This is a genomic window from Nocardia sp. NPDC057663 (genome assembly GCF_042799895.1).
Taxonomy (GTDB): Bacteria; Actinomycetota; Actinomycetes; order Mycobacteriales; family Mycobacteriaceae; genus Nocardia.
The window spans coordinates 761566-784905 of record NZ_JBHVHX010000001.1 but is presented as its reverse complement, the minus strand read 5'-3'; the positions used below and the strand labels follow the sequence as shown (position 1 = coordinate 784905).

General features: G+C 68.6%; 22 protein-coding genes. 14 read left to right on the top strand and 8 right to left on the bottom strand.

From position 1 onward, the window contains the following. Nucleotides 1-59: 59 nt before the first annotated feature. A complete protein-coding gene (urtA, locus tag ACFVAV_RS03620; RefSeq protein WP_379029274.1) occupies nucleotides 60-1310 on the bottom strand; it encodes an urea ABC transporter substrate-binding protein in 1251 nt (416 codons plus the stop codon). A 325-nt stretch (nucleotides 1311-1635) separates the two neighbouring features. On the opposite strand from urtA, the gene ACFVAV_RS03615 reads away from it, so the two are divergent. Beyond that, nucleotides 1636-3465, top strand: coding sequence for an acyl-CoA dehydrogenase (locus tag ACFVAV_RS03615; RefSeq protein ID WP_379029272.1), 1830 nt, complete (start codon nucleotides 1636-1638; stop codon nucleotides 3463-3465). An 11-nt stretch (nucleotides 3466-3476) separates the two neighbouring features. Here the strand turns inward: ACFVAV_RS03615 and ACFVAV_RS03610 are convergent, their stop codons facing one another. The 3 genes from ACFVAV_RS03610 to ramB all read right to left on the bottom strand — a co-directional run bounded on the left by ACFVAV_RS03610 (nucleotide 3477) and on the right by ramB (nucleotide 5888). Then, nucleotides 3477-3935, bottom strand: coding sequence for a YbhB/YbcL family Raf kinase inhibitor-like protein (locus ACFVAV_RS03610; RefSeq protein ID WP_379029269.1), 459 nt, complete (start codon nucleotides 3933-3935; stop codon nucleotides 3477-3479). A 38-nt stretch (nucleotides 3936-3973) separates the two neighbouring features. Further along, complete coding sequence (locus ACFVAV_RS03605) at nucleotides 3974-4345, bottom strand: cupredoxin domain-containing protein (RefSeq protein WP_379029266.1); 372 nt, start codon at nucleotides 4343-4345, stop codon at nucleotides 3974-3976. Nucleotides 4346-4481: 136 nt separating this feature from the next. Next, entirely contained in the window at nucleotides 4482-5888 is a 1407-nt protein-coding gene (ramB, locus tag ACFVAV_RS03600) for an acetate metabolism transcriptional regulator RamB (protein WP_379029263.1), read from the bottom strand. Nucleotides 5889-5982: 94 nt separating this feature from the next. Between ramB and ACFVAV_RS03595 the strand changes: the two genes are divergently transcribed. The 5 genes from ACFVAV_RS03595 (at nucleotide 5983) to ACFVAV_RS03575 (ending at nucleotide 10144) form a co-directional block, all read left to right on the top strand. Then, a complete protein-coding gene (locus ACFVAV_RS03595) occupies nucleotides 5983-7500 on the top strand; it encodes an ATP-dependent DNA ligase (RefSeq protein ID WP_379029260.1) in 1518 nt (505 codons plus the stop codon). Between the two features lie 64 nt (nucleotides 7501-7564). Next, entirely contained in the window at nucleotides 7565-8740 is a 1176-nt protein-coding gene (locus ACFVAV_RS03590; RefSeq protein ID WP_379029257.1) for an anion permease, read from the top strand. A gap of 12 nt (nucleotides 8741-8752) precedes the next feature. Beyond that, nucleotides 8753-9034: a hypothetical protein gene (locus ACFVAV_RS03585; RefSeq protein WP_379029254.1), complete on the top strand. Its 282-nt coding sequence runs from the start codon at nucleotides 8753-8755 to the stop codon at nucleotides 9032-9034. Nucleotides 9035-9045: 11 nt separating this feature from the next. Further along, nucleotides 9046-9387 (top strand): DUF3349 domain-containing protein, encoded by a 342-nt coding sequence (locus tag ACFVAV_RS03580; RefSeq protein ID WP_379029252.1) that lies wholly within the window; start codon nucleotides 9046-9048, stop codon nucleotides 9385-9387. Nucleotides 9388-9544: 157 nt separating this feature from the next. Continuing rightward, nucleotides 9545-10144, top strand: a complete 600-nt coding sequence (locus tag ACFVAV_RS03575) for a TetR/AcrR family transcriptional regulator (protein ID WP_379029249.1) — start codon at nucleotides 9545-9547, stop codon at nucleotides 10142-10144. A gap of 61 nt (nucleotides 10145-10205) precedes the next feature. Here the strand turns inward: ACFVAV_RS03575 and ACFVAV_RS03570 are convergent, their stop codons facing one another. From ACFVAV_RS03570 to ACFVAV_RS03560, 3 genes are all read right to left on the bottom strand, one after another. After that, a complete protein-coding gene (locus tag ACFVAV_RS03570) occupies nucleotides 10206-11222 on the bottom strand; it encodes an alpha/beta hydrolase (RefSeq protein WP_379029246.1) in 1017 nt (338 codons plus the stop codon). Between the two features lie 295 nt (nucleotides 11223-11517). After that, nucleotides 11518-12534 carry an XdhC family protein gene (locus ACFVAV_RS03565; protein WP_379029243.1) on the bottom strand — a complete coding sequence of 339 codons (1017 nt, stop codon included), beginning with the start codon at nucleotides 12532-12534 and terminating at the stop codon, nucleotides 11518-11520. 15 nt (nucleotides 12535-12549) lie between these two features. Further along, a complete protein-coding gene (locus tag ACFVAV_RS03560) occupies nucleotides 12550-13212 on the bottom strand; it encodes an NTP transferase domain-containing protein (protein WP_379029240.1) in 663 nt (220 codons plus the stop codon). Between the two features lie 60 nt (nucleotides 13213-13272). Between ACFVAV_RS03560 and uraD the strand changes: the two genes are divergently transcribed. The 5 genes from uraD to ACFVAV_RS03535 all read left to right on the top strand — a co-directional run bounded on the left by uraD (nucleotide 13273) and on the right by ACFVAV_RS03535 (nucleotide 17477). Next, the gene (gene uraD / locus ACFVAV_RS03555) at nucleotides 13273-13767 is read left to right on the top strand and encodes a 2-oxo-4-hydroxy-4-carboxy-5-ureidoimidazoline decarboxylase (protein WP_379029237.1); all 495 of its coding nucleotides are present in this window, start codon (nucleotides 13273-13275) and stop codon (nucleotides 13765-13767) included. Further along, the gene (gene uraH, locus ACFVAV_RS03550; RefSeq protein WP_379029234.1) at nucleotides 13764-14081 is read left to right on the top strand and encodes a hydroxyisourate hydrolase; all 318 of its coding nucleotides are present in this window, start codon (nucleotides 13764-13766) and stop codon (nucleotides 14079-14081) included. The genes uraD and uraH overlap by 4 nt, the downstream gene beginning before the upstream one ends. 8 nt (nucleotides 14082-14089) lie before the next feature. Continuing rightward, nucleotides 14090-14995 (top strand): factor-independent urate hydroxylase, encoded by a 906-nt coding sequence (pucL, locus tag ACFVAV_RS03545; RefSeq protein ID WP_379029230.1) that lies wholly within the window; start codon nucleotides 14090-14092, stop codon nucleotides 14993-14995. Then, nucleotides 14983-16353 carry an 8-oxoguanine deaminase gene (locus ACFVAV_RS03540; protein WP_379029227.1) on the top strand — a complete coding sequence of 457 codons (1371 nt, stop codon included), beginning with the start codon at nucleotides 14983-14985 and terminating at the stop codon, nucleotides 16351-16353. Before pucL ends, ACFVAV_RS03540 begins: the two co-directional genes overlap by 13 nt. Nucleotides 16354-16631: 278 nt before the next feature. Further along, nucleotides 16632-17477 (top strand): FAD binding domain-containing protein, encoded by an 846-nt coding sequence (locus tag ACFVAV_RS03535; protein ID WP_379029224.1) that lies wholly within the window; start codon nucleotides 16632-16634, stop codon nucleotides 17475-17477. A 2-nt stretch (nucleotides 17478-17479) separates the two neighbouring features. On the opposite strand, the gene ACFVAV_RS03530 is transcribed toward ACFVAV_RS03535, so the two are convergent. Beyond that, nucleotides 17480-17878, bottom strand: a complete 399-nt coding sequence (locus ACFVAV_RS03530) for a winged helix-turn-helix transcriptional regulator (protein ID WP_379029221.1) — start codon at nucleotides 17876-17878, stop codon at nucleotides 17480-17482. Between the two features lie 102 nt (nucleotides 17879-17980). Here ACFVAV_RS03530 and ACFVAV_RS03525 point away from each other — a divergent pair, with 102 nt between their 5' ends. Genes ACFVAV_RS03525 through ACFVAV_RS03515 form a run of 3 tightly spaced genes read left to right on the top strand, consistent with a single transcriptional unit; the run spans nucleotide 17981 to nucleotide 23258 of the window. Then, nucleotides 17981-18934 carry an NADP-dependent oxidoreductase gene (locus tag ACFVAV_RS03525; protein WP_379029218.1) on the top strand — a complete coding sequence of 318 codons (954 nt, stop codon included), beginning with the start codon at nucleotides 17981-17983 and terminating at the stop codon, nucleotides 18932-18934. Continuing rightward, complete coding sequence (locus ACFVAV_RS03520; protein ID WP_379029215.1) at nucleotides 18931-22029, top strand: molybdopterin-dependent oxidoreductase; 3099 nt, start codon at nucleotides 18931-18933, stop codon at nucleotides 22027-22029. The genes ACFVAV_RS03525 and ACFVAV_RS03520 overlap by 4 nt, the downstream gene beginning before the upstream one ends. After that, nucleotides 22026-23258 carry a DUF6986 family protein gene (locus ACFVAV_RS03515; RefSeq protein WP_379029212.1) on the top strand — a complete coding sequence of 411 codons (1233 nt, stop codon included), beginning with the start codon at nucleotides 22026-22028 and terminating at the stop codon, nucleotides 23256-23258. The genes ACFVAV_RS03520 and ACFVAV_RS03515 overlap by 4 nt, the downstream gene beginning before the upstream one ends. The last annotated feature ends 82 nt before the right edge of the window (nucleotides 23259-23340 follow it).

The following is a 23340-nucleotide window of genomic DNA, read 5'->3' as shown; positions in this document are numbered from 1 at the left end:
TTGGAAATGGGGCGGTGTGGGACGCACCGTGCACGGCGCGTCCCACACCTGTCGGGCTGTTACTTGAGGCCCTTGGCCCAGTCGTAGGACTTCAGGTACGGATCCGGGGTGATCGCCTTGCCGGAATCCCACACCGTGTAGATCAGGCCGTCCGGGCGGATCTCGCCGATCCGGGCGGTCTTGGTGATGTGGTGGTTGGAGCCGTCGATGGTGACGGTGCCCTCGGGCGCCTCGAAGCTGACGCCGTCGGCGGCGGCCTGCACGTCGGCCACGGCGAACGACTTGGCCTTCTCGACGGTGTTCTTCCACAGGAAGACCGAGGCGTAGGCGGCTTCCATCGGGTCCGAGGTGGGCTTGTCGGCGCCGAAGGCGGCCTTGTAGTCGGCGACGAACTTCTTGTTCACCGGGGAGTCGACAGTCTGGTAGTAGTTCCAGGCGGTCAGCTGGCCCGCGATGTTCTGCGCGCCGATGCCCGCGACCTCTTCCTCGGCGATCGACACCGAAACCACCGGCATCTCAGCGGCTTTCAGGCCCGCGTTGGTGTACTCGCGGAAGAACGCGACGTTGGAGTCGCCGTTGAGGGTGTTGAACACCGCGCCGGCCTTGGCGCTGCGGACCTTGTTGACGATGGTGGAGAAGTCGGTCGAGCCGAGCGGGGTGTAGTCCTCGCCCTTGATCTCGATGCCGTTGGCCGCGGCGTAGGCCTTGATCTCGCGGTTGGCGGTCTGCGGGAAGACGTAGTCCGAGCCGACCAGGTAGAGGGACTTGATGCCCTTCTGCTTCAGGTAGTCCAGCGCGGGGATGATCTGCTGGTTGGTGGTGGCGCCGGTGTAGAAGATGTTCTTGCTGTCTTCCAGGCCCTCGTACTGCACGGGGTAGTAGAGCAGCGAGTTCAGGCTCTCGAACTTGGGCTTCATGGCCTTGCGGCTCGACGAGGTCCAGCCGCCGAACACCGCGGCGACACAGTCGGAGCTGATCAGCTTCTCGGCCTTCTCGGCGAAGGTCTTCGGGTCCGAGGCGCCGTCTTCGAGGACGAGCTCGATCTTCTTGCCGAGCACGCCGCCCGCGGCGTTGATCTGGTCGATCGCCAGCTTGGTCGAATTGGCCACGGTGACTTCGGAAATGGCCATGGTGCCCGACAGCGAGTGCAGCGAGCCGACCTTGATCGTGTCCTTCGTGGTGTCGACGCAGGACGCGGCGTTCGAGCCGGTGGACGCGTCGTCACGCGCACCGCAGCCGGTGAGCAACAGGCCGGCGATGGCCACCGCGGCGGGCACCGTGAGTGCCTTGACCAAACGGGATTCAGACATGGGCGGTTCTCCTCATCAGGTGTTACGGCGGCGCATGCGCGCCACAACGAACACCGCCGCTGCTGCCCCGGGTAACGGATGTACACCAAGTTGTATACAGCGGCTGTATTCGTGAGCGGAACGGTAGATGGAACATGTTGCACCGGAATATCTCTCGGTCACGTGTCCGTTTCGTCTGTTTCATCCGTGTGAACAATTCCTCCGGGCGGTGGCGTCCCTACGGTTGCGTAGGGATGTCGCGGTGCGGCACGCTTCGAATTCATACGACGTCGAACAGCCGAATCACGCGGCTCTCGGGCCGGGTGGTCAGTCGAGGAGGCGACCGATGGGGCACTACAAGGCGAACCTGCGTGACATCGAGTTCAATCTCTTCGAGGTGCTGAGCCTCGACAAGCTCCTCGACACCGGCGCCTACGGCGACCTGGACTCCGACACGGCGCGACAGATCCTCGACGAGGTGAAACGCCTGGCCGAGGGCCCGATCGCGGAATCGTTCGCCGATGCCGACCGGCACCCGGTGGTCTATCACCCCGACACCTTCGAGATCACGGTGCCCGAATCGCTGCGCAAGACGGTCGACGCGGTGCACGAGGCGGGCTGGTACCGGCTCGGCATGCCGGAGGGCATGGACGGCACCCCCGCACCGAGCGTGCTGATGTGGGCCATCAACGAGCTCGTCATCTGCGCCAACCCCTCGGCCAGCTTCTTCAATATGGGTCCGCTGATGGGCTCGGTGCTCTACGGGATCGGCACCGAGGAGCAGAAGCGCTGGGCGCGTGGTGGTTTCGAGCGCGGCTGGCAGGCGACCATGGTGCTCACCGAACCCGATGCCGGGTCCGATGTCGGCGCGGGCCGCACCAAGGCGGTGCCGCAGGCCGACGGGTCGTGGCACATCGAAGGGGTGAAGCGGTTCATCTCCGGTGGTGACGTGGGTGATGTGGCGGAGAATGTGTTCCACCTCGTGCTCGCCCGGCCCGAAGGCGCGGGGCCCGGCACCAAGGGGCTGTCGCTGTTCTACGTGCCGAAGTTCCTCTTCGATCCCGAGACGCTGGAGCTCGGCGAGCGCAACGGTGTGTACGTGACCGGTGTCGAGCACAAGATGGGGATCAAGTCCTCGCCGACCTGCGAGCTCACCTTCGGTGCCACGTCGGTGCCCGCGAAGGGCTGGCTGGTCGGTGATGTGCACAACGGGATCGCGCAGATGTTCAAGGTGATCGAGAACGCGCGGATGACGGTGGGCGTGAAGTCGTCCGGGACGTTGTCGACCGGGTATCTGAACGCGCTCGAGTACGCCAAGACCAGGGTGCAGGGCGCGGATCTGACGCAGATGGCGGACAAGGCCGCGCCGCGCGTGACCATCACCCATCATCCCGATGTGCGGCGGTCGCTGATCATGCAGAAGGCGTACGCGGAGGGGTTACGCGCGGTGTATCTGTATACCGCCGCGCATCAGAACGCGGATGTGGCGCAGCTGGTCTCGGGCGCCGATCCGGAGCTGGCGCATCGCGTCGACGATCTGCTGCTGCCGATCGTGAAGGGCGTCGGTTCCGAGCGTGCCTACCAGTTGCTCACCGAGTCACTGCAAACCTTCGGCGGCTCAGGGTATCTGCAGGACTATCCGATCGAGCAGTACATCCGCGACGCCAAGATCGACTCCCTCTACGAGGGCACGACAGCGATCCAGGCCCAGGACTTCTTCTTCCGCAAGATCATTCGCGATAACGGTGCCGCGCTGGCTCACGTCAACGCCCGGATCACCGCCTACCTGGACAACGACTCCGGCCGCTTCGCCACCGAGCGTGCCCTGCTGCGCACCGCGCAGGCCGACATCGCCGCCATGGGGGCCACCCTCACCGGCTATGCCATGGCAGGCCAGTCCGACCCCACCGAGCTCTACAAGGTGGGCCTCGGCTCGGTCCGCTTCCTGATGTCGGTCGGCGACCTTCTCATCGCCTGGCGCCTGCTCGTCCAGGCCGACATCGCCGCCGCCGCCCTGGCCGGCGACGCCGACCCCAAGGACCGCCCCTTCTATCAGGGCAAAGTCGCCGCGGCGAGCTTCTTCGCCAAGAACGTCCTCCCCGAACTCACCGCCACCAAGAACATCCTCGCCGCCATCGACGACGACATCATGGCGGTCCCGGAGGAAGCCTTCTGATTGTTCCGCCGTCACCTGGAGTATGTGCCGGTCAGGCGGCCGGAGCCGAGGCTGGCGGCTTCGATGGCGGAGGTCGCGGTGGCTACGGGAGTATCCGGGCTCAGTGCGAGCGGGCGAGACAGTGCGTGCACGGTGAATCGATAGTGATGCACTCCGGTTCCCGGGGGCGGGCACGGGCCGAGGTAGCCGATGCGGTCGGCGCTGTTGGCGGTGACGACACCGCCGTCCGGGGTGTGCCCTTCCGGGTTGACGGTGACGGTCGGCGAGATGTCGGTGACCACCCAGTGCGTGAACAGGCCGCCCACCGCGTCCGGGTCGTCGACGATCAGGGCGAGCCGGGTGGCTCCGGCCGGTACGGTCCAGGCGAGGGGCGGCGGTACGTTCCCGCCGGTGCACGAGTAGGCCGCCGGAATAGGTGCTCCATCGGCGAAAGCGGTGCTGGTTACCTGAATTTCTCTGGTGGCGGGCATGGTTGTCTCCGCTCGGGTAGTAGGTGGTGGGGTCGCGGTCAGGCGACCGAGATGCTGGAGCGCATTCCGAGCGAATGGTGCTTGCCGACGGAACACCAGAGTGCGTAGGTGCCCGGCTGCAGTTTGACCGTCAGTTCGCTGGTGGTGCCGCCCTCGAGCACCGGGGTGCGGGAATCGACGCCGGGGCCGGCGATGACCAGGTCGTGGCGGGTTCTGCCATCGTTGCGCACATCGAGGGTGTAGGTACCTGCCCGGACATTGGCCCTGGACACGGTGATCGAGTACTCGGTCTCGATGACGGTGATCCGGCTCGAATCCTGTGCGTGCGCATCCACGCCGGACAGCGAAACGGCCAGAACGAAGGGGACCCCGACGGCGATTCGGGCTACTCGTCGCGATTGGTTCTGCATCGTACGCCTCCTGACTTTCGGCGCCCGAGAAGTGCACGGACCAGCTGGGGGCCTGCCGGTCCTGCGCAATCAATGATTCCGTGTTTATGCCGCACGCGGTAGACCCCTTTTCGGTCGCCCGGTCCGGTAGCGCGGACTATTTGATCAGGTAGGGGGAGACCGAGCTGCGGTGTTCGCTGATGTCCAGGGCTTTGCCGAGGGGTGGGAAGGCTCGCTGGGGGCAGTTGGAGCGGACGCAGACCCGGCAGCCTGCGCCGATGGGGGTGGCGGTGGCTTCGCCCAGGTCGATGCCGTCGGCGTAGACGACGCGGCCCGCGTGGCGGAGTTCGCAGCCGAGGCCGATGGCGAAGGTCTTGCTGGGCTGGCCGTAGCGGGTGGCGCGGCGTTCCACCGTGCGGGCTACCCAGAGGTATTTGCGGCCGTCGGGCATCTGGGCGATCTGGGTCATGATCTTGCCGGGGTAGGCGAAGGTCTCGTAGACGTTCCACAGCGGGCAGGTGCCGCCGCTGGCGGAGAAGTGGAAACCGGTGGCGGACTGGCGTTTCGACATGTTGCCCGCGCGGTCGACGCGGACGAAGGAGAACGGGACGCCGCGCAGGCTCGGCCGCTGCAGGGTCGAAAGACGGTGGCAGATCGTCTCGTAGCTCTGGGAGAAGAAGGCCGACAGGCGCTCGATGTCGTAGCGGAAGTCCTCGGCCACCTCGTGGAAGTGGGTGTAGGGCAACACCGTCGCGGCGGCGAAGTAGTTGGCCAGGCCGAGCATGGCCAGCTTGTGTGAGGCGTCGGAGGCGAAATTGCCCTCCTCGACCAGCTTGTCGAGTAGCGGCCCGCACTCGAGGTAGGCGAGCTCGGCGGCCAGCTTGAAGGTGCGCTGCCCGCCGGACAGGTGCGGGGAGATCTCGAGCTGCTTGGTCTCGGGGTCGTAGTGGTGCAGCACGCCCTCGCCGAGGTCGATCCGCTCGACGATCCGCACGCCGTGCGCGCGCAGCAGCCGGACGATCTCGGTGCTCACCTCGCCGCCGTGGAAACGGATGCGCGCGGTGAGGTCCTCGGCCGCGGTGTCGAGTTCGTGGATGTAGTTCTGGCGCTGATAGAAGTAGTCGCGCACTTCCTCGTGCGGCTTGCTGATCGCGGCGCTGCCGGAACCGTCGGAGAAGCGATCCTCGGTGGCGGCGGCCAGCTGGGCGCTGGTGTTGCGGTACCGGTTGTGCATGGCGACCAGGGCGCGCGCCATGCTCGGATGCGCCGAGACCATGTCGGCGATCTCCTGGGTGTCGGCCTCGATGCCGAGCTCGGCGTCCATCACGACTTCCTGCAACTCGGCGATGAGCCGGGTGTCGTCGTGGGCGGAGAAGAAGGCGGGGTCGACGCCGAAGACCTCGTTGATCCGTTTGAGCACCGGCACCGTGAGCGGGCGCACGTCGTGCTCGATCTGGTTGAGATAGCTGGCCGAGATCTCCAGCTTCTGGGCCAGTGAGACCTGGCTCAGCCCGCGCTCGGTGCGCAGCTGGCGCAGCCGCGCACCGACATAGGTCTTGGCCATATGTCCAGTTTATGGGCGGTTTCGCAGCCTTGCCAATGGATTCTTAACAGCGTGGGCTGAGCGATGTGTCACACCGCCGGGTTACGGTGCTCGGGTGCTGTTCAGCGATGTCGTCGCGGCCTCGGCGGCGGTGCGAGCGACCCGGTCGCGCAAGGCGAAGATCGCCGCGCTGGCCGAGCTCTTCGCTGCCGCGAGCCCGCAGGAGATCGGGACCGTGGTGGCCTGGCTGTCCGGTGAGCTGGTGCAGGGCCGGATCGGGGCCGGGTGGCGCACGGTGGCCGGGTTGGACACGCCGCCGAGCGAGGCAGCGCACCTCACCGTCGGCGCGGTCGACGATGTCTTCTCGCAGCTGACCGGGCTCAGCGGCGCCGGCTCGACACTGCGCAGGCGCGAACTGCTGACATCGCTGTTCACCGCGGCGACCGAGGACGAACAGTCCTTCCTGATCCGGCTGCTCACCGGTGAACTCCGCCAGGGCGCGCTGACCGCGGTCGTCGTCGAAGCGCTGGCACAGTCCACCGGCATCCCGGTCGAAGTGGTGCGGCGCGCGCACATGCTGTCCGGGCAGCTACCCGCGACCGCCGCCGCCGCGGTCACCGGTGGCGAGGCGGCGCTGAGCGCGTTCCGGCTCGAAGTCGGCAGACCTGTCGCGCCGATGCTCGCGTCGCCGGGCGGCTCGCTGGACGAGGCGCTGGCCGAACTCGGCCCGCAGGTGAGCGTCGAACACAAACTCGACGGAGCCCGGATCCAGGTGCATCGCAGCGGCGAGCAGGTGTGGGTGTTCACCCGGACCCTGCGTGACATCACCGCGGGCGTCCCCGAACTGGTCGAGCTGGTCGCCGGCCTCGACTGCACCAGCGTGGTCCTCGACGGGGAGACCCTGGCCCTCACCGATGCAGGCCGCCCGCGCCCGTTCCAGGAGACGATGAGCCGGTTCGCCACCGTCGGCGACACCAGGGAACTGCTGCTGCACCCCTACTTCTTCGATTGCCTGCACCTCGACGGCGTCGACCTGCTCGACGAGCCGCTGCGCGTGCGCCGCACCATGCTCGAGCGGGTGGCGGGCGAGCACAGCATTCCCGCGCTCGTCGCCCCCGATGCCGACGCGGCCGCCGAGTACTACGACGACGCGCTGGCCGTCGGCAACGAAGGCGTGATGGTCAAGTCGCTCGACGCGCCGTACGCGGCGGGCAGGCGCGGCAAGGCCTGGCAGAAGATCAAACCGGCGCACACCCTCGACCTGCTGGTGATCGGCGCGGAATGGGGGTACGGCAGGCGCACCGGGTTCCTGTCGAATCTGCACCTGGCCGCTCGCGATCCGGAGACGGGCGAGCCGGTGATGGTCGGCAAGACGTTCAAGGGCCTCACCGACGAGCTGCTGCGCTGGCAGACCGAACAGTTCCCGGGCTACCAGACACACACCGACGGGCACGCCGTCTTCCTTCGCCCCGAACTCGTCGTCGAGATCGCGCTGGACGGCGTTCAGACCAGCACCAGGTACCCCGGCGGCGTCGCCCTGCGGTTCGCCAGAGTGCTGCGGTACCGGCCCGACAAGGAGCCCGCGCAGGCCGACACCATCGACGTTGTCCGCGCGCTGGGGGCCGCCGGCTGACCCGGCTGGGACTTTTCCCGCAACGGTTTGGCAATCCGGTGTGGGCATACGACACACTGTTCGGGTGAGCGCCGAACTAATGGTCCTGCTGATCGTCATCGTCACAGCTCTCGCATTCGACTTCACCAACGGATTCCACGACACGGCCAATGCCATGGCGACCTCGATCGCCACCGGTGCCTTGAAGCCGCGCGTGGCGGTGGCGCTCTCGGGCCTGCTGAATCTGATCGGCGCTTTCCTGTCGGTGTCGGTGGCGGCGACTGTGGCCAAGGGCATCGTCCAGTTGAACGAGGTGAGCGGACAGGACCTGCTGGTCATCGTGTTCGCCGGCCTGGTCGGCGGCATTCTGTGGAATCTGCTGACCTGGTTGCTCGGGCTGCCGTCGAGTTCCTCGCACGCCCTGTTCGGCGGGCTCATCGGCTCCACGATCGCCGCGCTCGGCTGGAACGGCGTGATCTGGGTCTCGGGCTCCGAGGGCGTGCTGATCAAGATCGTGATCCCCGCGATTCTCGCCCCGGTGATCGCCGCGCTGGTCGCCGCCGTCGCCACCTACCTGGTGTACCGGATCACCCGCGGCGTCGACGAGGACAAGTCGAACGAGGGCTTCCGCTGGGGTCAGATCGGGTCGGCGTCGCTGGTCTCGCTCGCCCACGGCACCAACGACGCGCAGAAGACGATGGGCGTCATCTTCCTGGCCCTGGTCGCCTACGGCTCGCTCGACAAGGACGACCACATGCCGCTGTGGGTGATGTCGGCCTGTGCGGTCGCGATCGCTCTCGGTACCTACCTCGGCGGCTGGCGGATCATCCGGACGCTCGGCAAGGGCCTGGTCGAGATCGAGTCGCCGCAGGGCCTCGCGGCGGAGTCCACCTCGGCGGCGATCATCCTCACCTCCGCGCACTTCGGGCTGCCGCTGTCGACCACCCAGACCGCGACCGGCGCGATCCTCGGTACCGGCATCGGCAAGGGCGCCGAGGTGCGGTGGCGGGTGATGGGCCGGATGGCCGTCGCCTGGACGCTGACGTTGCCGATGGCGGGCATCGTCGGCGCGATCTGCTGGGCCATCGCGCACCTCATCGGTGGCCTGCCCGGTGTCCTCGTGGTGTTCGGGATCCTGATCTCCGGTGCGCTCGGCATCTATCTGTGGTCGCGGCGCGACCCGGTCGGCTCCCACAATGTGAACGAATGGCCCGACGGTGTGCCGCCGCAGTCGTCGATCGAACAGAACCACACCGGGTAGAAGGGAGCGATCGTGCATACCGTGATCACGAATCTGAGTTCACTGTGGGAAGTGGTGCTGGCCGCGCTGGTCTTCGGCGCGGGGGTGCCCGCGGTGTTCGCCTTCGCGGTGCGCTGGTGGGCCAAGGCCGAGATGGTCGACGCGCAGGGCCGCGTGCAACGGAACTACCCGGCCCTGGCAGGCGCGCTGATCTGCCTGGTCGTCATCGTCGTCGTGGTGATCGCCGGAATCCTGTTCACCGCCAAGGCGTTCATCGCCCACCAGTTCGGCATTCATCTGTTCGGTCAAGCATGAGCGAGGACTCGATGACAGATCCGTCCCCCCACCCCGCCGTCCGGGGGAACCTGCTCTCGCGCGTACTCGGCTGGCTGCGCGCCGGATATCCGCAGGGCATCCCGCAATCGGACTATGTCGCGTTGTTCGCGGTGCTGCACCGTCACCTCACCGACTACGAGGTCGCGGTGATCGGGGAGAAACTGGTCGAGGCCAATCCGAACCGGGAATCCATCAGTCAGGCAGAGATCGAGGCGGCCATCGCCGATTTCGCCAAGGAGCATCCCGCACCCGACGACGTTTCGCGGGTGGCCTCGCATCTGGCGGCCGGTGGCTGGCCGCTGGCCGAACCACTCGATGACAGCGAGGCCTGACAATATCGCTGTGCCAGTGGAATTCATGACGCAGACAGTTTTCGATTCGCCCGGATGCCCGGCGGTTGCGCGCTAGCATTCACGGGTGGTTCGGCGTGTGAATGAAACCGATAGTGGTCGTAGTTACGGTGGATTGTCGCGTCAGCAGCGAGTAGCCATGCGACGCAACCGGTTGACCGACGCGGCGCTGGAACTATTCGGTACCCAGGGTTATTCGTCGACCTCGATCGAGCGACTGTGCGCGACGGCGAATGTGTCGACCCGCAGTTTCTACGAAGACGTCGGCAGTCGCGAGGCGCTGTTGATCGCGCTGGTCGACCGGCTGAACACCGCCGCGCTGCACCGCGTCGACGAGGCATTGGAACGTGCCAGCGAGCAGCCGCTGGTGGTGCGCGTGGTGGAGAGCTTCCGTGCTTTTCTCGCGGTGACCTGCCGTGATCGGCGCGCGGCCAGGGTGTTCTACGTCGAGGTGGTCGGCGTGAGCCCGGCGGTGGAGGAATGGCGGCGCGGGCAACGGCGGTCGGTCTCCGGACTGCTCACCAGGGAAGCACAGCGTGCCGCCGCCCGGGGGGAAGCGGAATCGCGCAGTGTCCATCTGTTCACGCTCGCCTTGATCGGCGCGGTGAATTCCCTGGCCCAGGAGATGGTGCACGCGACCGTTCCCGGCGACGCGATTTCGGTCGACGAGATCTGCGACGAGATCGCCTATTTCATCCGGTCCGGGCTCTCGGTCCGGCCGTCGGCACTGCCGACCTGAGCGAACGCGAAAACGGGAGGCATCCGGGTCGGATGCCTCCCGTTTTCGGGTGTTCGGTGAATCAGATACCCATGCCCTGGGCGAGCAGCGGCCACGAGTCGTGTAGCGCCTGCTCCCAGTACGGCCAGTAGTGGGTGCCCATCGGAGTGAACTGGTAGGTCGCCGGGATGCCCAGCGAGTCCAGCTTGTTCTTCAGGTTGGCGGTGCAGGCGTTGGTGGCTGCTTCGATGCCGATACCGAGGCCGAGGTTGACCACGCCCATCGGGCCGGGGGAGCCGTTGAGGTAGTACGCGACGTCGGCGTTCGTCGGCATGCCGCTACCGCTGGAGACGTAGAGGTTGGTGCCGCGCAGCTTCTCCGCGTTGATGACCGGGTCGTTCTCGACCCAGGCCGGGTCGGTGTCGGCGCCGTACATGTTCGCGGTCTTGCCGCCCGCCCAGGTCTCCACGGAGAACTTGACGGCCTGCTTGCCCATCGGGTCGGCGATCTGCGCGCAGCCGCTGTAGGCGGCGACGGACTTGAACAGCCCGGGCTTGGCCTCGGCCAGCTGCAGCACCGAGGTGCCGGAGGTGGACAGCCCGGCCAGCGCGTTGAGGCCGGTCGAGTTGAGGGTGGCGTCGAGCAGTGGCGGCAGCTCCTGGGTGAAGAAGGTGGTCCACTTGTTCAGACCCAGCCGCGGGTCTTCCTGCTTCCAGTCGGTGTAGTAGCTGCCGCGGCCACCGATCGGCTGGATGACATTGACCTGCTTGTCGGCGAGGAAGCCGAGCGCGTTGGTCTGCGCGGACCAGCTCGCCGAGCCCTCGCCCGCGTCGAGGCCGTTGAGCATGTAGAAGTTGGGCGCGGGCTTGGACTCGTCGACAGGCCGCTGCACGTCGATGGTGATGTCCTTCTTCATCGCCGCCGAGTACACCTTCAGATGCCAGGTGCGACCGTCCTTGACGACGGACGACACGGCGGAGGGCTTCTCGGGCTCGGCGGAGGCGGCGCCGCCGGCTAGCACGGCCACCGACAGGGCGGCGGTCAGAGCCACGGCGGTGGTGCGCAGGGCGGCCACGTTACGTAGTGCAGAGAGGTTCATCGAACAGTCGGTTCCAGTCCACGGGCCCTGTCGGCCCCGTCATCGCAGTGTTTCCCCCGTCGGCCGAGCGGTAGGCGCTCGACGGCCGTGGGGCTGTCAGATCCTGTCGACACTCTATGTCCTCCGGCGGGACATAATCGTTACCGGATCAGAATTGTCGGTGACTTCACGCACGATTGCGGACGCGCAAATAACAGTCCGGATCGGAAATGCCGCCGTAATCAGCCGCTTTATGGCCGGTTCTTGTCACAAGCGACAAGTTCGGCGATTCCGGATCGCCGAGTTCGGTCGGTGCCTAGATCGCCAGGCCGACCGCCGCCGACCCGTAGTCGCGGCGGGCGGCCAGGCGCAGGCCCGCCCGCGAGGCCAGGAAGTCGGCGGTGACGAAGACGGCGGTCTCGGCCGGCGTGCGCGGGCCCGCCTCGAGCCCGGCGGGCACGTGCAGGCGGGCCAGGGTCGGCTCGTCGAAGCCGCCCGCGCGCAGGTCGTCGAGACGGCGGGCCTGGTCGGCGGGGGAGCCCAGGGCAGCCAGGTAGCCCAGTTCGGGCAGGCGCAGGGCGACGGTGAGCAGCGGGATCTCGAAGCGCGGCTCGTTGGCGAGCACGACAATGCCTGTGCTGCTGTCGATTTCGCCTGCGGCCGCGAGGGTGTTCAGGTAGCGGTGCGGCCAGTCCACGACGACCTCGGCGCCCGGGAACGAGGCCGGGTCGGCGAACTCGGGACGCGAATCGCAGATGCTGACCCGGTAGCCGATCATCCGCGCCTGGGCGGCCAGGGTGGCCGCGTAGGCGTTGGCGCCGAAAATGATCAGGCGCGGCGGCGGGCAGTAGGACGCGACGAACAGGTCCGACTCGGGGAGGGCGACGAGCTCGGTGGCGTGCCTGCGATCGGTGACCAGGTGCTGGCCGATGACGTCGGGGTCTTGATTCCACACCACCGTGAAGACAGTGACCCGGCGATGGGCCTGGATGTCGGCGGCGATGGCGGGAAATTCGGGGAAGTCGCGGCAGGAGAAGGGCTCGATGAAGATATCGACCAGCTGGCCGTCGTCGGATCCCGATTCCATTCCGGTGATCAGGCTGTAGCGACGTAGTTGCCGCACCCCGGTCTGCGCGGCTTCCAGTGCCGCCGCGTAGACGGTCTCTTCCAACCGCCCGGACGCGATGGATCCGAAGACTCCGCCATTGGGTGTGACGAGCATTCCCGACCCGATCGACAGCGCGTTCGTGCCGATGGTACGGACCACAGTGGCGAGGCCGCCGGTACGGCCCGAATGCCACACTCGTAGAAGGTCATCGACGATATCGCGCATATCTCAAAACTCCGATCATCGTGCGCCGACCTCCGGGAAATCGCGATCGGTCCCTGTCGCCAAGTCGTCGCACGTGACGCACACCATATCCTGTCTACCGCCCAAATAGGAACCAGCACCGATATCACCTACGGATGCTGCCGAAATGGCGTCCCAGTGCTTGTTCTCGATCACAACGGGATGCCCAGGTGTGTCGGAAAACACACTACGGGCGAGCTCGCTCTCGCTCGCGCGGGCCGCGGCGAGCACCCGCGCGACGACATCGGCCCCGATATCGGGAATGTCGACGGGCAGGAAGGCCACATAACGCGTCCCCGTCTCGGCGGCCGCGCGCAGGCCCGCGCGCACCGTCGCGGAGAGCCCGATGGCCCAGTCGTCGACCCATCGCCACGCGGTGTCCGGCGGCAGCCCGAGGCCGGCCGGATCGGGTCCGGTGGCGCCGAGCAGAACGATCACCGGATCGCAGCCGCCGTCGCGCAGGGCGGTGATCGCCGAGCGCAGCCAGGCGCCGTTCTCGGCGAGTGCCTTGGGTTTGCCGTAGCGGGTGCCCGCGCCCGCCGCGAGGACGATGCCCGTGCACGCCGACGGCACAGGCGGGTCGATCGGTGGCATGACGGTGAAGTTAGTAGCGCAATGTTGCCGGTCGATGACGGCCCGGGAGCGCAAGGACGACGACACGCCGACGTGACCGAGTGCACAACGGTGGCGGCTGCCAGGGGATGGGGCGATGCTGGATCGATGACGAGCGAAGCGATCGGCCTCGCGGGATTCAACGCACTACCCGCCGCGGCCGCCGAGGCGGCATTGCTTGCCTGTTGCTCCGCGCCACGCTGGGCGCGGGCGGTCGCGGCCGCCCGGCCGTATGCCGGCACGGAGGCGTTGCTCGATGCCGCCGACGCCGCGCTGGCCGCGCTCGACGATGCCGATATCGACCAGGCGCTGGCCGGTCACCCGCGGATCGGCGACCGCCCGACCTCGGCGGCATCGGCCCGCGAGCAGTCCGGGGTGTCCGGCGCCGAGGTCAAGGCGGCGCTGGCCGCGGGCAACCGCGCCTACGAGGACAAATTCGGCTATCTCTACCTGGTCTGCGCGGCAGGGCGCGGCGGCGAGGAACTGCTCGCCGTCCTGCGGGCGCGGCTGGACAACGATCCGTCGACCGAAAGGCAAGTCATGCGTGGTGAATTGGCGAAGATCAACCGGCTGCGTCTCGCGCGAGCGGTGGCAGGCGCGTGACCGGCCTGAGCACGCACGTGCTCGACGCCGTGCGTGGTGTGCCCGCCGCGGGCGTCGCGGTCTGGCTGATGCGTGGCGACCAGCGCCTCACCGAAGCGCTGACCGATGCCGACGGCCGGGTGAAAGAACTTGCCGCAGGGCTGAATCCGGGCGACTACCGGTTGTACTTCGACTCCGGCAGCTACTTCGCGGCGCAGGGCACCGAGACCTTCTATCCGGAAGTCTGTGTCGCGTTCACGGTGGATGAGCAGCCGCATCTGCATGTGCCGCTGCTGTTGTCGCCATTCGCCTATTCGACCTACCGAGGGAGCTGAGCGCGCAGATGACATTGAGTGGTCCGATCGTGCTGACCGACAACCGCTACGGCAAGGCCGAGAATCGGGTTGTGCGCTTCTACAAGGAGACCGCACGCCACGAGATCCGCGACGTGAACGTCTCGACCACCCTGCGCGGTGACTTCGCGGCGGCATACATCGAGGGCGACCAGCGCCATGTGCTGCCGACCGATACCCAGAAGAACACCGCCTTCGTCTACGCGAAGAAGCCGGGCCTCGACACCGTCGAGGATTACGCGATCGCGCTGGCGAAGCATTTCGTCGACACCGTCGAGCCGGTGTCGAGCGCGCGGATCGACGTGGATTCCTATGGGTGGCAGCGGGTCTCGGTGGACGGTGCCGAACACGATCACACCTGGGTGCGGCAGGGGCCCGAGGTGCGCACCGCCGCGGTGACCGTGGCGGGCCATGGCGACGCGCAGCAGACGTGGGTGATCGGTGGGATCAAGGATCTGGTGCTGCTCAAATCCACCGGTTCGGAGTTCGCCGACTTCCTCACCGACGAGTACACGACCCTGGCCCCCACCCACGATCGCGTGCTCGCCACCTCGCTGATCGTGCAGTGGCGCTTCGCCGAGACCGGCGGATTCGGCTGGGACGAGGTGTACGACGGCATCAGGGCCACGCTGCTCGAGCTGTTCGCGACGACCTACTCCAAGGCGTTGCAGCAGACGCTGTATGCGATGGGAACCGCTGTGCTGGAACGGTTCCCGGTTCTCGCCGAGATCCGGCTGTCGGCGCCGAACAAGCACCACTTCGACTACGACCTGGCGCGATTCGGGATCGAGAACTCCGGCGAGGTCTGCTGGGCGGCGGATCGTCCCTACGGTTCGATCCACGCGACGCTGCAGCGCGCGGACGCTCCCGAAGCGGGGATCGCGTGGCTGCCGTGAGCGCGCCCGATCTGGTGATCGACGGCTGCGCGGTGGTCACCGTCGACGCGGCGGGCACCGAATACCGCGACGGCTGGGTCACGGTGCGGGGCAACCGGATCGATGCGGTCGGTGCGGGCAGGCCGCCCGCGTTCGGACCCGAGGTGACGCGGATCGACGGCCGGGGGTGTGTGCTCACGCCCGGTCTGGTGAACACCCATCACCATCTGTACCAGTGGATCACCCGTGGCCTGGCCGCCGACAACACCCTGTTCGAGTGGCTGACCATGCTGTACCCGGTGTGGACGCGGATCGATGAGAAGTCGGTGCGGGTCGCGGCGACCGGTGCGCTGGTCTCGCTGGCTCGCAGCGGCTGCACTACGTCGTCGGACCATCACTATGTCTTCCCGCGTGGTGGCGGCGATCTGCTCGCGGCCGAGATCGGTGCGGCGGCGGCGGTCGGGCTGCGGTTCCACCCGGCGCGGGGGTCGATGGATCTGGGACGGGGCAACGGCGGGCTGCCGCCCGACGACGTCGTCGAGTCGATCGACGACATCCTCGCCGCGAGCGCCGCGGCGATCGAGCAGTGGCACGACCCGTCCTTCGACGCGATGGTGCGGATCGCGCTCGCGCCGTGCTCACCGTTCTCGGTGACCGGTGATCTCATGCGGGAGTCCGCGGCGCTGGCCAGGTCGGCCGGGGTCCGCCTGCATACCCATCTGGCCGAGACCGACGACGAGCTGGACTTCTGCCTGGAGACCTTCGGGCGCACGCCCGCGCAGTACATGGAACAGCTGGGCTGGCTGGGCCCCGATGTCTGGTACGCCCACGCCGTGCACCTCGACGATCCGGCGATCGCCGCGATGGCGCGCACCGGGACCGGCGTCGCGCACTGCCCGACGTCCAACGGCAGGCTCGGGGCGGGGATCGCGCGCACCGCGGACCTGGTGGCGGCCGGCGTGCCGGTCGGCCTCGGGGTCGACGGCGCGGCCAGCAACGAGTCGAGTTCGATGATCGAGGAACCACGCAATGCGCTGCTGTACGCGCGGGCCGTCGGCGGGCCACGGGCGATGACCGTGCGTGCCGCGCTGGAACTGGCCACCATGGGCGGGGCGCGGGTGCTCGGGCGGGACACCGAGATCGGGTCGATCGAGCCGGGCAAGCTGGCCGATCTGGCGCTGTGGCGGCTCGACACACCCGCGCACGCGGGGATCGAGGACCCGGTTGTCGCGCTGGTGCTCGGCTCGGCGCCGCCGCTGGCCGCGCTGCTGGTGAACGGGCGTGAAGTGGTGCGCGACGGTGTCGTGACGACGGTGGACGAGGCGGCGGTCGGTGCCGATGTCGCCCAGGCGCAGGCCACGCTCCTTGCCGGGGCATGATCGCGCCCGGCGGGGGTACCGGTGCGTGGCTCCGGGCCTGCCCGAGTCGGTCGGAGGGTGATCGAGGTCGGGCGAGGGGCTGATGCGAACGCAGCCGAGGCGGGGCAGATGCATCGCCCGGGTGGTCAGCGCCGGGGGTCTGAACTGCGGTTTCGATCTGGTCGGCGCACACTGGATGGCGATACCGGGTTAACCGCCCCGCAATCCGGCGCGGGTGTCGCGCAACATCGTGGCAACTCCAGGCCCCTACTGTGGCTGGTGAGGCAAGCGAGGTGAACGTGGATCTGGACACTGTTCGGGAAGTGGTTCTTGCCCGCGAACGCGCCGACCTGGCACAGGTCGGCCCGGGGAGCGCGGTCCTGGCGGGAGGCACCTTCCTGTTCTCCGAACCGCACGACCACCTCGACCGGCTGATCGACATCACCACGCTCGGCTGGTCACCGCTGCTGGAGCGATCCGACGGCCTCGAGATCGCCGCGACGTGCACGCTCGCGGAACTGGCGGGCGCCGGGCCGGGCAGGGAACTCGGGTCGGCGGTCCTGCGACCGGAGTGGCGGGGCACCGCGCTGTTCGCGCAGGGCTGCCGGGCTCTGCTGGCCTCGCACAAGATCTGGCGCACGGCGACGGTCGGCGGGAACGTCTGCCTGTCGCTGCCCGCCGGTGCTGTCCTCGGTGCGCTCGTCGCGCTGGACGCGACGGTCGTCATCTGGCCGCGTGGTGGCGGTGAGCGCCGAATTCTGCTGCGCGACTTCGTCACCGGTGCTGGCGAGAACGTCCTCGCCGCGGGCGCGGTGGTGCGGTCATTCTTGGTTCCTACGTCGAGCCTGTTGGCGCGCACCAGTTTTCGCAAGATCGCGCTGGCTCCGCTGGGTCGTTCCGGTGCGGTGGTGATGGGCAGGCGCACGGCCGACGGCCGGTGTGCGATCACCGTGACCGCGTCGACGGTACGCCCGGTGGTCCTCGACTTCGATACGGTGCCCGCCGAATTCGACGTCGCCGCGGCGCTGGCCGAGATCGAGCCGGAGCTGTGGTTCGACGACCCGCACGGCGCGCCGGACTGGCGCGCGCACGTGACCGGGCTGCTGGCCGCCGAGGTGGCCGCCGAGCTCAGGGAGGCGGCGTGAACTCAGGACTGCGCGTCGTAGGCGGCGCGCGCGGTGAGCACCTGGTCCATGTGCTGCTCGGCCCAGCTCTTGATGGTCCGCATGACCGGCAGCAGATCCTCGCCGAGCGGGGTCAGCCGGTACTCGACCCGGACCGGTACCTCGGGCAGTACGGTGCGGGTGAGCAGGCCGTCGCGTTCGAGATTGCGCAGGGTCTGGGTGAGCATCTTCTGGCTCACGCCCGCCAGCCGCTGGTTGACCTCGCTGTAGCGCAGCGGGCCGTCGGCGAGCGCGTTGATCACCAGGCTCACCCACTTGTCGCCGATCCGGTCCAGCAGTCCCCGCGCCGGGCATGCGGCCACGTAGGCGTTGTAGGCCGCGCCCGCTTCGGCGCGGCGCTCGGCGGCGGTGCGTGTACTCATCGCTCTCCCTCACGTGCGGTACGCACTTCGCAGTGCGTACTTCCCCAAAGAGAGTAGCTCTCCCTAGGTTCGGAAGTACCTACTGAAGAGAGAGAAATCATCATGCGCGCAGTGGTCGTCCACACCTTCGGCGGACCGGAAGCACTCGAACTCGTCGACGTCCCCGTCCCCGCACCGGGACCGGGTCAGGTCAGGATCCGGGTGTCGGCGGCGGCGGTGAATCCCGTCGACGCGGTGACCAGGGCGGGGGCGCTGGTCGAGGCGGGGTTGATGGCGCCGCGCGCGGTCACCGGAATCGGCTGGGATGTGGCCGGACAGATCGACGAGGTCGGCGCCGGGGTGGATGGATTCACGGTGGGACAGCAGGTGATCGGGTTGCGTGATCTGCTCGACCGGTCGCTGGGCAGCTACGCGGACTATCTGGTGCTCGACGCGTCGGCGGTGGCGCCCGCGCCCGCCGGGCGTTCCGCGGTCGAGGCGGCGACCCTGCCGTTGAACGGGCTCACCGCTTTCCAGGCTCTCGACCTGCTCGAGCTCGCCGAGGGCGACACCCTGCTGGTGACCGGTGCGGCGGGTGCGGTCGGCGGGTTCGCGGTCGAGATCGCCGCGCGGTGGCGTGGGGTGCGGGTCGTCGCGCAGGTGGGCGACGCCGATGCCGATCTCGCGCGTGCGCTGGGCGCGCAGTGGGTGGTACCGCGTGATGTTCCCGACCTGGGTGAAGCTGTGCGTGCGCTGGTACCCGGCGGTGTCGACGCCGTTCTGGACACCGTCGGACTGAGCACCAGGGCGCTGGCGGCCGTGCGCAATCGCGGTTCCTTCGTCACCGTCGTCGCCGGCGCCGGCGCCGACCCGATCCCGTTGCGCGGCATCCGCGTTCACCACGCCTGGATCAGCGCCGACGGTTCGGCTTTGGCCACCCTCGCCGCCTACGACCTCACCCTGCGCGTGGCCGACACCCTGCCGCTGGAACAGGCCGCCCACGCCCACACCCGCCTCGCCGAAGGCGGCCTGCGCGGCCGGATCGTGCTGACCACGGCACCAGGAGGTGGTTCATGAGGCTGAACATCGACGGCCGCGCGGTCGAGGTGACCGCGCGCCCAGGCCAATGCCTGCGCACGCTGCTACGCGAACAGGGCGAACTCGCGGTCAAGAAGGGCTGCGACGCCGGTGATTGCGGCGCCTGCTCGGTCCTCCTCGACGGCGAACCGGTCCACTCCTGCCTGATCCCCGCCTACCGCGCCGAGGGGCACAGCGTCACGACCGCGGCCGGGCTGGGTACCGCGGATGAGCCGAACCCCGTCCAGCGAAGCTTCGTCGAGCACGCCGGGTTCCAATGTGGGTTCTGCACTGCGGGAATGGTCGTCACGGCTACGGGCTTGGCGGCCGATCGGCCTGCCGGTGGCGACTCCGCCGACTCACCGGAGTCGGCAGCCGCCGTCACGGACGCCGAGCGCGCCGAGCTGCTGAAGGGAAACCTGTGCCGCTGCACGGGCTACCGCGCTATCGCCGAGGCTGTGGAGTCCTGTGCATCGCTGTGCACAACTTCCCGGCAAGCGCCCGTGCCCACCCCGACACCCGCTCCGGCGTCGGGGTCCGGGGCTGCGCGGGCGGCGGCTCCGGCGCCTCGGGATGAATCTGAGCCCGCAACACCTTCTGGTCGTGCCACGGAAGGTCCGTCGACCTCGGCTGATTCTCCCGATGACAAGGTTGACCTCATCGCGGCGGGGCCTGGCGTCGGTTCGTATATAAAGGGCGCTCAGCCGGGCGGCGAGCGCACCACTGTTTCGGCTGGTGCGGGGCCGGAGGTCGGGGATTCGGCGGTGCGGGCTGTCGCGGGGCGGGTCGATGGGGTGATGCGGCGGAAGTCCGGTGCCGGGCAGATCGGGGACGGGGTGGGGGCTCCGGCCGGTGTGCGGATTGTGCGCGGTGGGGAGGCGTTCACGTTCGACGTGGTGCCGGGGGTAGGGGAGCAGATGCCGCCGAGCGCGCCGTGGCATCTGGCTGTTCTCACCAGCCCGCATCCGCATGCTCGCATCGTGTCCATCGATACCGCTGCGGCGCAGGCGGTTCCAGGGGTCCGGCTGGTGCTGACTCATGCGGATGCGCCCGCGACGGCGTTCTCGACGGCGCGGCACGAGTTCCGGGAGGACGATCCGGACGATACGTTCGTTCTCGATCGGACGGTGCGGTTCGCGGGGCAGCGGGTGGCCGCGGTGGTGGGGGAGACGCTGGATGCCGCGCGGGCGGGCGTGCGTGCGTTGCACGTCGAATATGAGCTGCTGCCTGCTGTTTTCGAACCCGAGGCCGCACTTGCCGAGGATGCTCCGAAGCTGCACGCCGACAAGCCGGAGTCGGCACGCATCGCCGACAGTGATCGCAATGTGGTGGCCGAGATCCACGGCGGGGTGGGTGACTTCGACGGCGGAATCGCAAGGGCCGCGAAAGTGGTGCGCGGGGTGTGGCATTCACCGCGCGTGCAGCACTTGCATCTGGAGATGCACGGCGGCATCGGCTGGCTCGACGACGCGGGCAGGCTCGTCGTCCGGACGAGTTCGCAGGTGCCGTTCCTGGTGCGCGACGAACTGTGCCATGTGTTCGGGCTCGACCGGGACCGCGTGCGGGTGTTCACGGCCCGGGTCGGCGGTGGGTTCGGAGCGAAGCAGGAGATGCTGGTCGAGGACCTGATCGCGCTGGCGGTGCTGCGCACGGGGCATCCGGTGCAGTACGAGTTCACCCGCACCGACGAATTCACCTCGGCCCCCTGCCGTCACCCGATGCGGGTCGCGGTGACCGCGGCCGTCGACGCGGCGGGCATCCTGACCGCGCTCTCGGTCGACGTACTCTCCGACACCGGCGCCTACGGCAACCATGGCGCGGGCGTGCTGTTCCATTCCGTCGGCGAATCGGTGGCGGTGTACCGCTGCCCGAACAAGCGGGTCGACGCACAAGCCGTGTACACCAACAACATTCCCTCCGGCGCGTTCCGCGGCTACGGGCTGGGGCAGGTGATCTTCGGCGTCGAGTCGGCGATCGATGAGCTCGCCCGCGAGCTGGGCATCGACCCGTTCGAATTCCGCCGCCGCAATGTCGTGGTCCCCGGTGACCGGTTCACCGGCGCCGAGGTCGACGAGGGCGACCTGACCTTCGGCAGCTACGGCCTCGACCAGTGCCTCGACACCGCCCAGCAGGCGCTGCGCCGCGGCAACGGCGTCACCGCGCCGGGCCCGGACTGGCAGGTCGGCGAGGGCATGGCCGTGGCGATGATCGCCACCGTGCCGCCCCGCGGCCACCACGCCGACGCCACCGCGCGCCTGCTCGCCGACGGTTCCTACGAGATCGGTGTCGGCACCGCCGAATTCGGCAACGGAACCACCACCGTGCACGCCCAGCTGGCCGCGACGGCACTGGCCACCACCGCCGACCGGATCAGGATCCGCCAGTCCGATACCGACGTCGTCGGCCACGACACCGGCGCCTTCGGCTCCACCGGCACCATGGTCGCGGGCAAGGCCTCCTACGCGGCGGCACTGGAACTGCGCGCGATGCTGCTGTCCAGGGCCGCCAAGATCAGCGGGCACCCCGAACGCGAATGCCTGCTCGAAGCGGGTGGCGTGCGCTGCGGCGACGCGCTGATCACCGCGACCGAGCTGCTCGCCGACGGTGACCTCGTCGCGCACGGCACCCACGCGGGGACGCCGCGCTCGGTGAGTTTCAATGTGCACGCCTTCCGGGTCGCGGTCCGGCCGAGCACCGGCGCGGTGCGGATTCTGCAATCGATCCAGGTGGCGGACGCGGGCACGGTGCTCAACCCGGTGCAGCTGCGCGGTCAGGTGGAGGGTGGGGTCGCCCAGGCGCTGGGCACCGCGCTCTACGAGGACATGCGCACCGATCATGGTGTGGTGACCACCCGGACGCTGCGCCACTATCACATTCCGCAGTTCGCGGATCTGCCCCGCACAGAGGTCTATTTCGCCGAAACCAGTGACGAGCTGGGCCCGCTGGGTGCCAAATCGATGAGTGAGTCTCCGTACAACCCGGTGGCACCGGCGCTGGCGAACGCGATCCGCGACGCCGTCGGTGTCCGACCGGACCGATTACCGATGACCGCCGACCGCGTGTGGCGGATCATCCAGGAAGGAGCCGCCGGGTGAACTCCCATCTCCCCGAGCACATCCGCGCCCGCATCGACGCACGGCTCGACGCCGTCGACGCCGAGCTGCGGACGCGCTACCCGGGAGCGGGTGACCGAGTCCAGCCGGTGCACACCGCCTATGTGGGCGCCGACCGCGCCACCGCAGGCACCCCGGCCGACTGGGGCGCCGCCGCGCTCGACCTGCTGCACCGGCACGCCGACTTCCTCGTCGGCCTCGATGCCACCAACGCACTGCCCGCCGTCCGGCGCAGGCTGACCGAGCAGCCGGTACAGGACCTGCGGATCGACTTCGAGGATGGTTACGGTTTCCGCGCCGACGACGAGGAAGACGCGGCCGCGACCGCCGCGGGCAAGACATTGGCGAGCTGGGCCGGAAAGCCCGGCGCCCCCGACTCATTCGGCATCCGCACCAAAGGGCTGTCGGCGAACGAGCGCAGACGCGCACTGCGCACTCTCGAACTCGTGCTCGACGGGGCAGGTGGAGTACTGCCCGGCTTCCTCTTCACTGTTCCGAAGATCAGAGCGGCCGACCAGGTCTCGGCGATCGTCGACCTGTGCTCCGGCATCGAGCGTGGCAACGGTCTGCCCGATCGGACCCTGCGCTTCGAACTGCAGATCGAGAGCCCGCAGGCGATCGTCGCCTCCGATGGCAGCGCGCCGATCGCCCGCATGATCGCTCTCGCCGACGGGCGGTGCAGCGCACTGCATTTCGGTACCTACGACTACACCGCGGCCTGCGGCATCGCCGCCACCGACCAGGCGCTCGACCATCCGGCGGCCGATCACGCCAAGGCCGTGATGCAGGTGGCGGCCGCGCAGACCGGGGTGTGGATCTGTGACGGCTCCACCCAGATCAACCCCGACGACGACCCCGAAGGCGCCTTCCGCAATCACCACCGCCTGGTCGAGCGGGCGCTGCGCCGCGGCTACTACCAGGGCTGGGACATGCACCCCGGTCACCTCGTCACCCGCTGGCTGGCGACCTACGACTTCTTCCGCACCGCGACCGACGTCGCGGTCCCGCGCCTGCGGGCCTACCTGGACCGGCGCTCCGGTGGTGTCGTCGACGAACCGGCGACAGCGGAGGCGCTCGCCACCACCGTGCTGCGCGGACTGCGCTGCGGTGCGACCACCGATGACGAACTCATCACGCGCGCACCAGAACTCACCGTCCGGGTGCTCGAAACGCTGGCAGCGCGACAGGCCCCGCCGCAGGACTCGCGATGACGCGCGGTGGAATTCGGCGGCCGGTGCGTGCCGGGCGCGCAGCGGCAGCACACAACGGGGTGCACGGCGGGCGACAGCTCGT

Excerpts from the sequence above, each read along its gene's own strand:
- ACFVAV_RS03610 (WP_379029269.1), bottom strand. The coding sequence starts at position 3,935 with ATGCCCGCCACCAGAGAAATTCAGGTAACCAGCACCGCTTTCGCCGAT.
- ACFVAV_RS03575 (WP_379029249.1), top strand. The coding sequence starts at position 9,545 with ATGCGACGCAACCGGTTGACCGACGCGGCGCTGGAACTATTCGGTACC.
- ACFVAV_RS03580 (WP_379029252.1), top strand. The coding sequence starts at position 9,046 with ATGACAGATCCGTCCCCCCACCCCGCCGTCCGGGGGAACCTGCTCTCG.
- urtA (WP_379029274.1), bottom strand. The coding sequence starts at position 1,310 with ATGTCTGAATCCCGTTTGGTCAAGGCACTCACGGTGCCCGCCGCGGTG.
- ACFVAV_RS03615 (WP_379029272.1), top strand. The coding sequence starts at position 1,636 with ATGGGGCACTACAAGGCGAACCTGCGTGACATCGAGTTCAATCTCTTC.
- ACFVAV_RS03530 (WP_379029221.1), bottom strand. The coding sequence starts at position 17,878 with ATGAGTACACGCACCGCCGCCGAGCGCCGCGCCGAAGCGGGCGCGGCC.
- ACFVAV_RS03565 (WP_379029243.1), bottom strand. The coding sequence starts at position 12,534 with ATGCGCGATATCGTCGATGACCTTCTACGAGTGTGGCATTCGGGCCGT.
- ACFVAV_RS03605 (WP_379029266.1), bottom strand. The coding sequence starts at position 4,345 with ATGCAGAACCAATCGCGACGAGTAGCCCGAATCGCCGTCGGGGTCCCC.
- ramB (WP_379029263.1), bottom strand. The coding sequence starts at position 5,888 with ATGGCCAAGACCTATGTCGGTGCGCGGCTGCGCCAGCTGCGCACCGAG.
- ACFVAV_RS03570 (WP_379029246.1), bottom strand. The coding sequence starts at position 11,222 with ATGAACCTCTCTGCACTACGTAACGTGGCCGCCCTGCGCACCACCGCC.
- pucL (WP_379029230.1), top strand. The coding sequence starts at position 14,090 with ATGACATTGAGTGGTCCGATCGTGCTGACCGACAACCGCTACGGCAAG.
- uraD (WP_379029237.1), top strand. The coding sequence starts at position 13,273 with ATGACGAGCGAAGCGATCGGCCTCGCGGGATTCAACGCACTACCCGCC.
- ACFVAV_RS03525 (WP_379029218.1), top strand. The coding sequence starts at position 17,981 with ATGCGCGCAGTGGTCGTCCACACCTTCGGCGGACCGGAAGCACTCGAA.
- ACFVAV_RS03520 (WP_379029215.1), top strand. The coding sequence starts at position 18,931 with ATGAGGCTGAACATCGACGGCCGCGCGGTCGAGGTGACCGCGCGCCCA.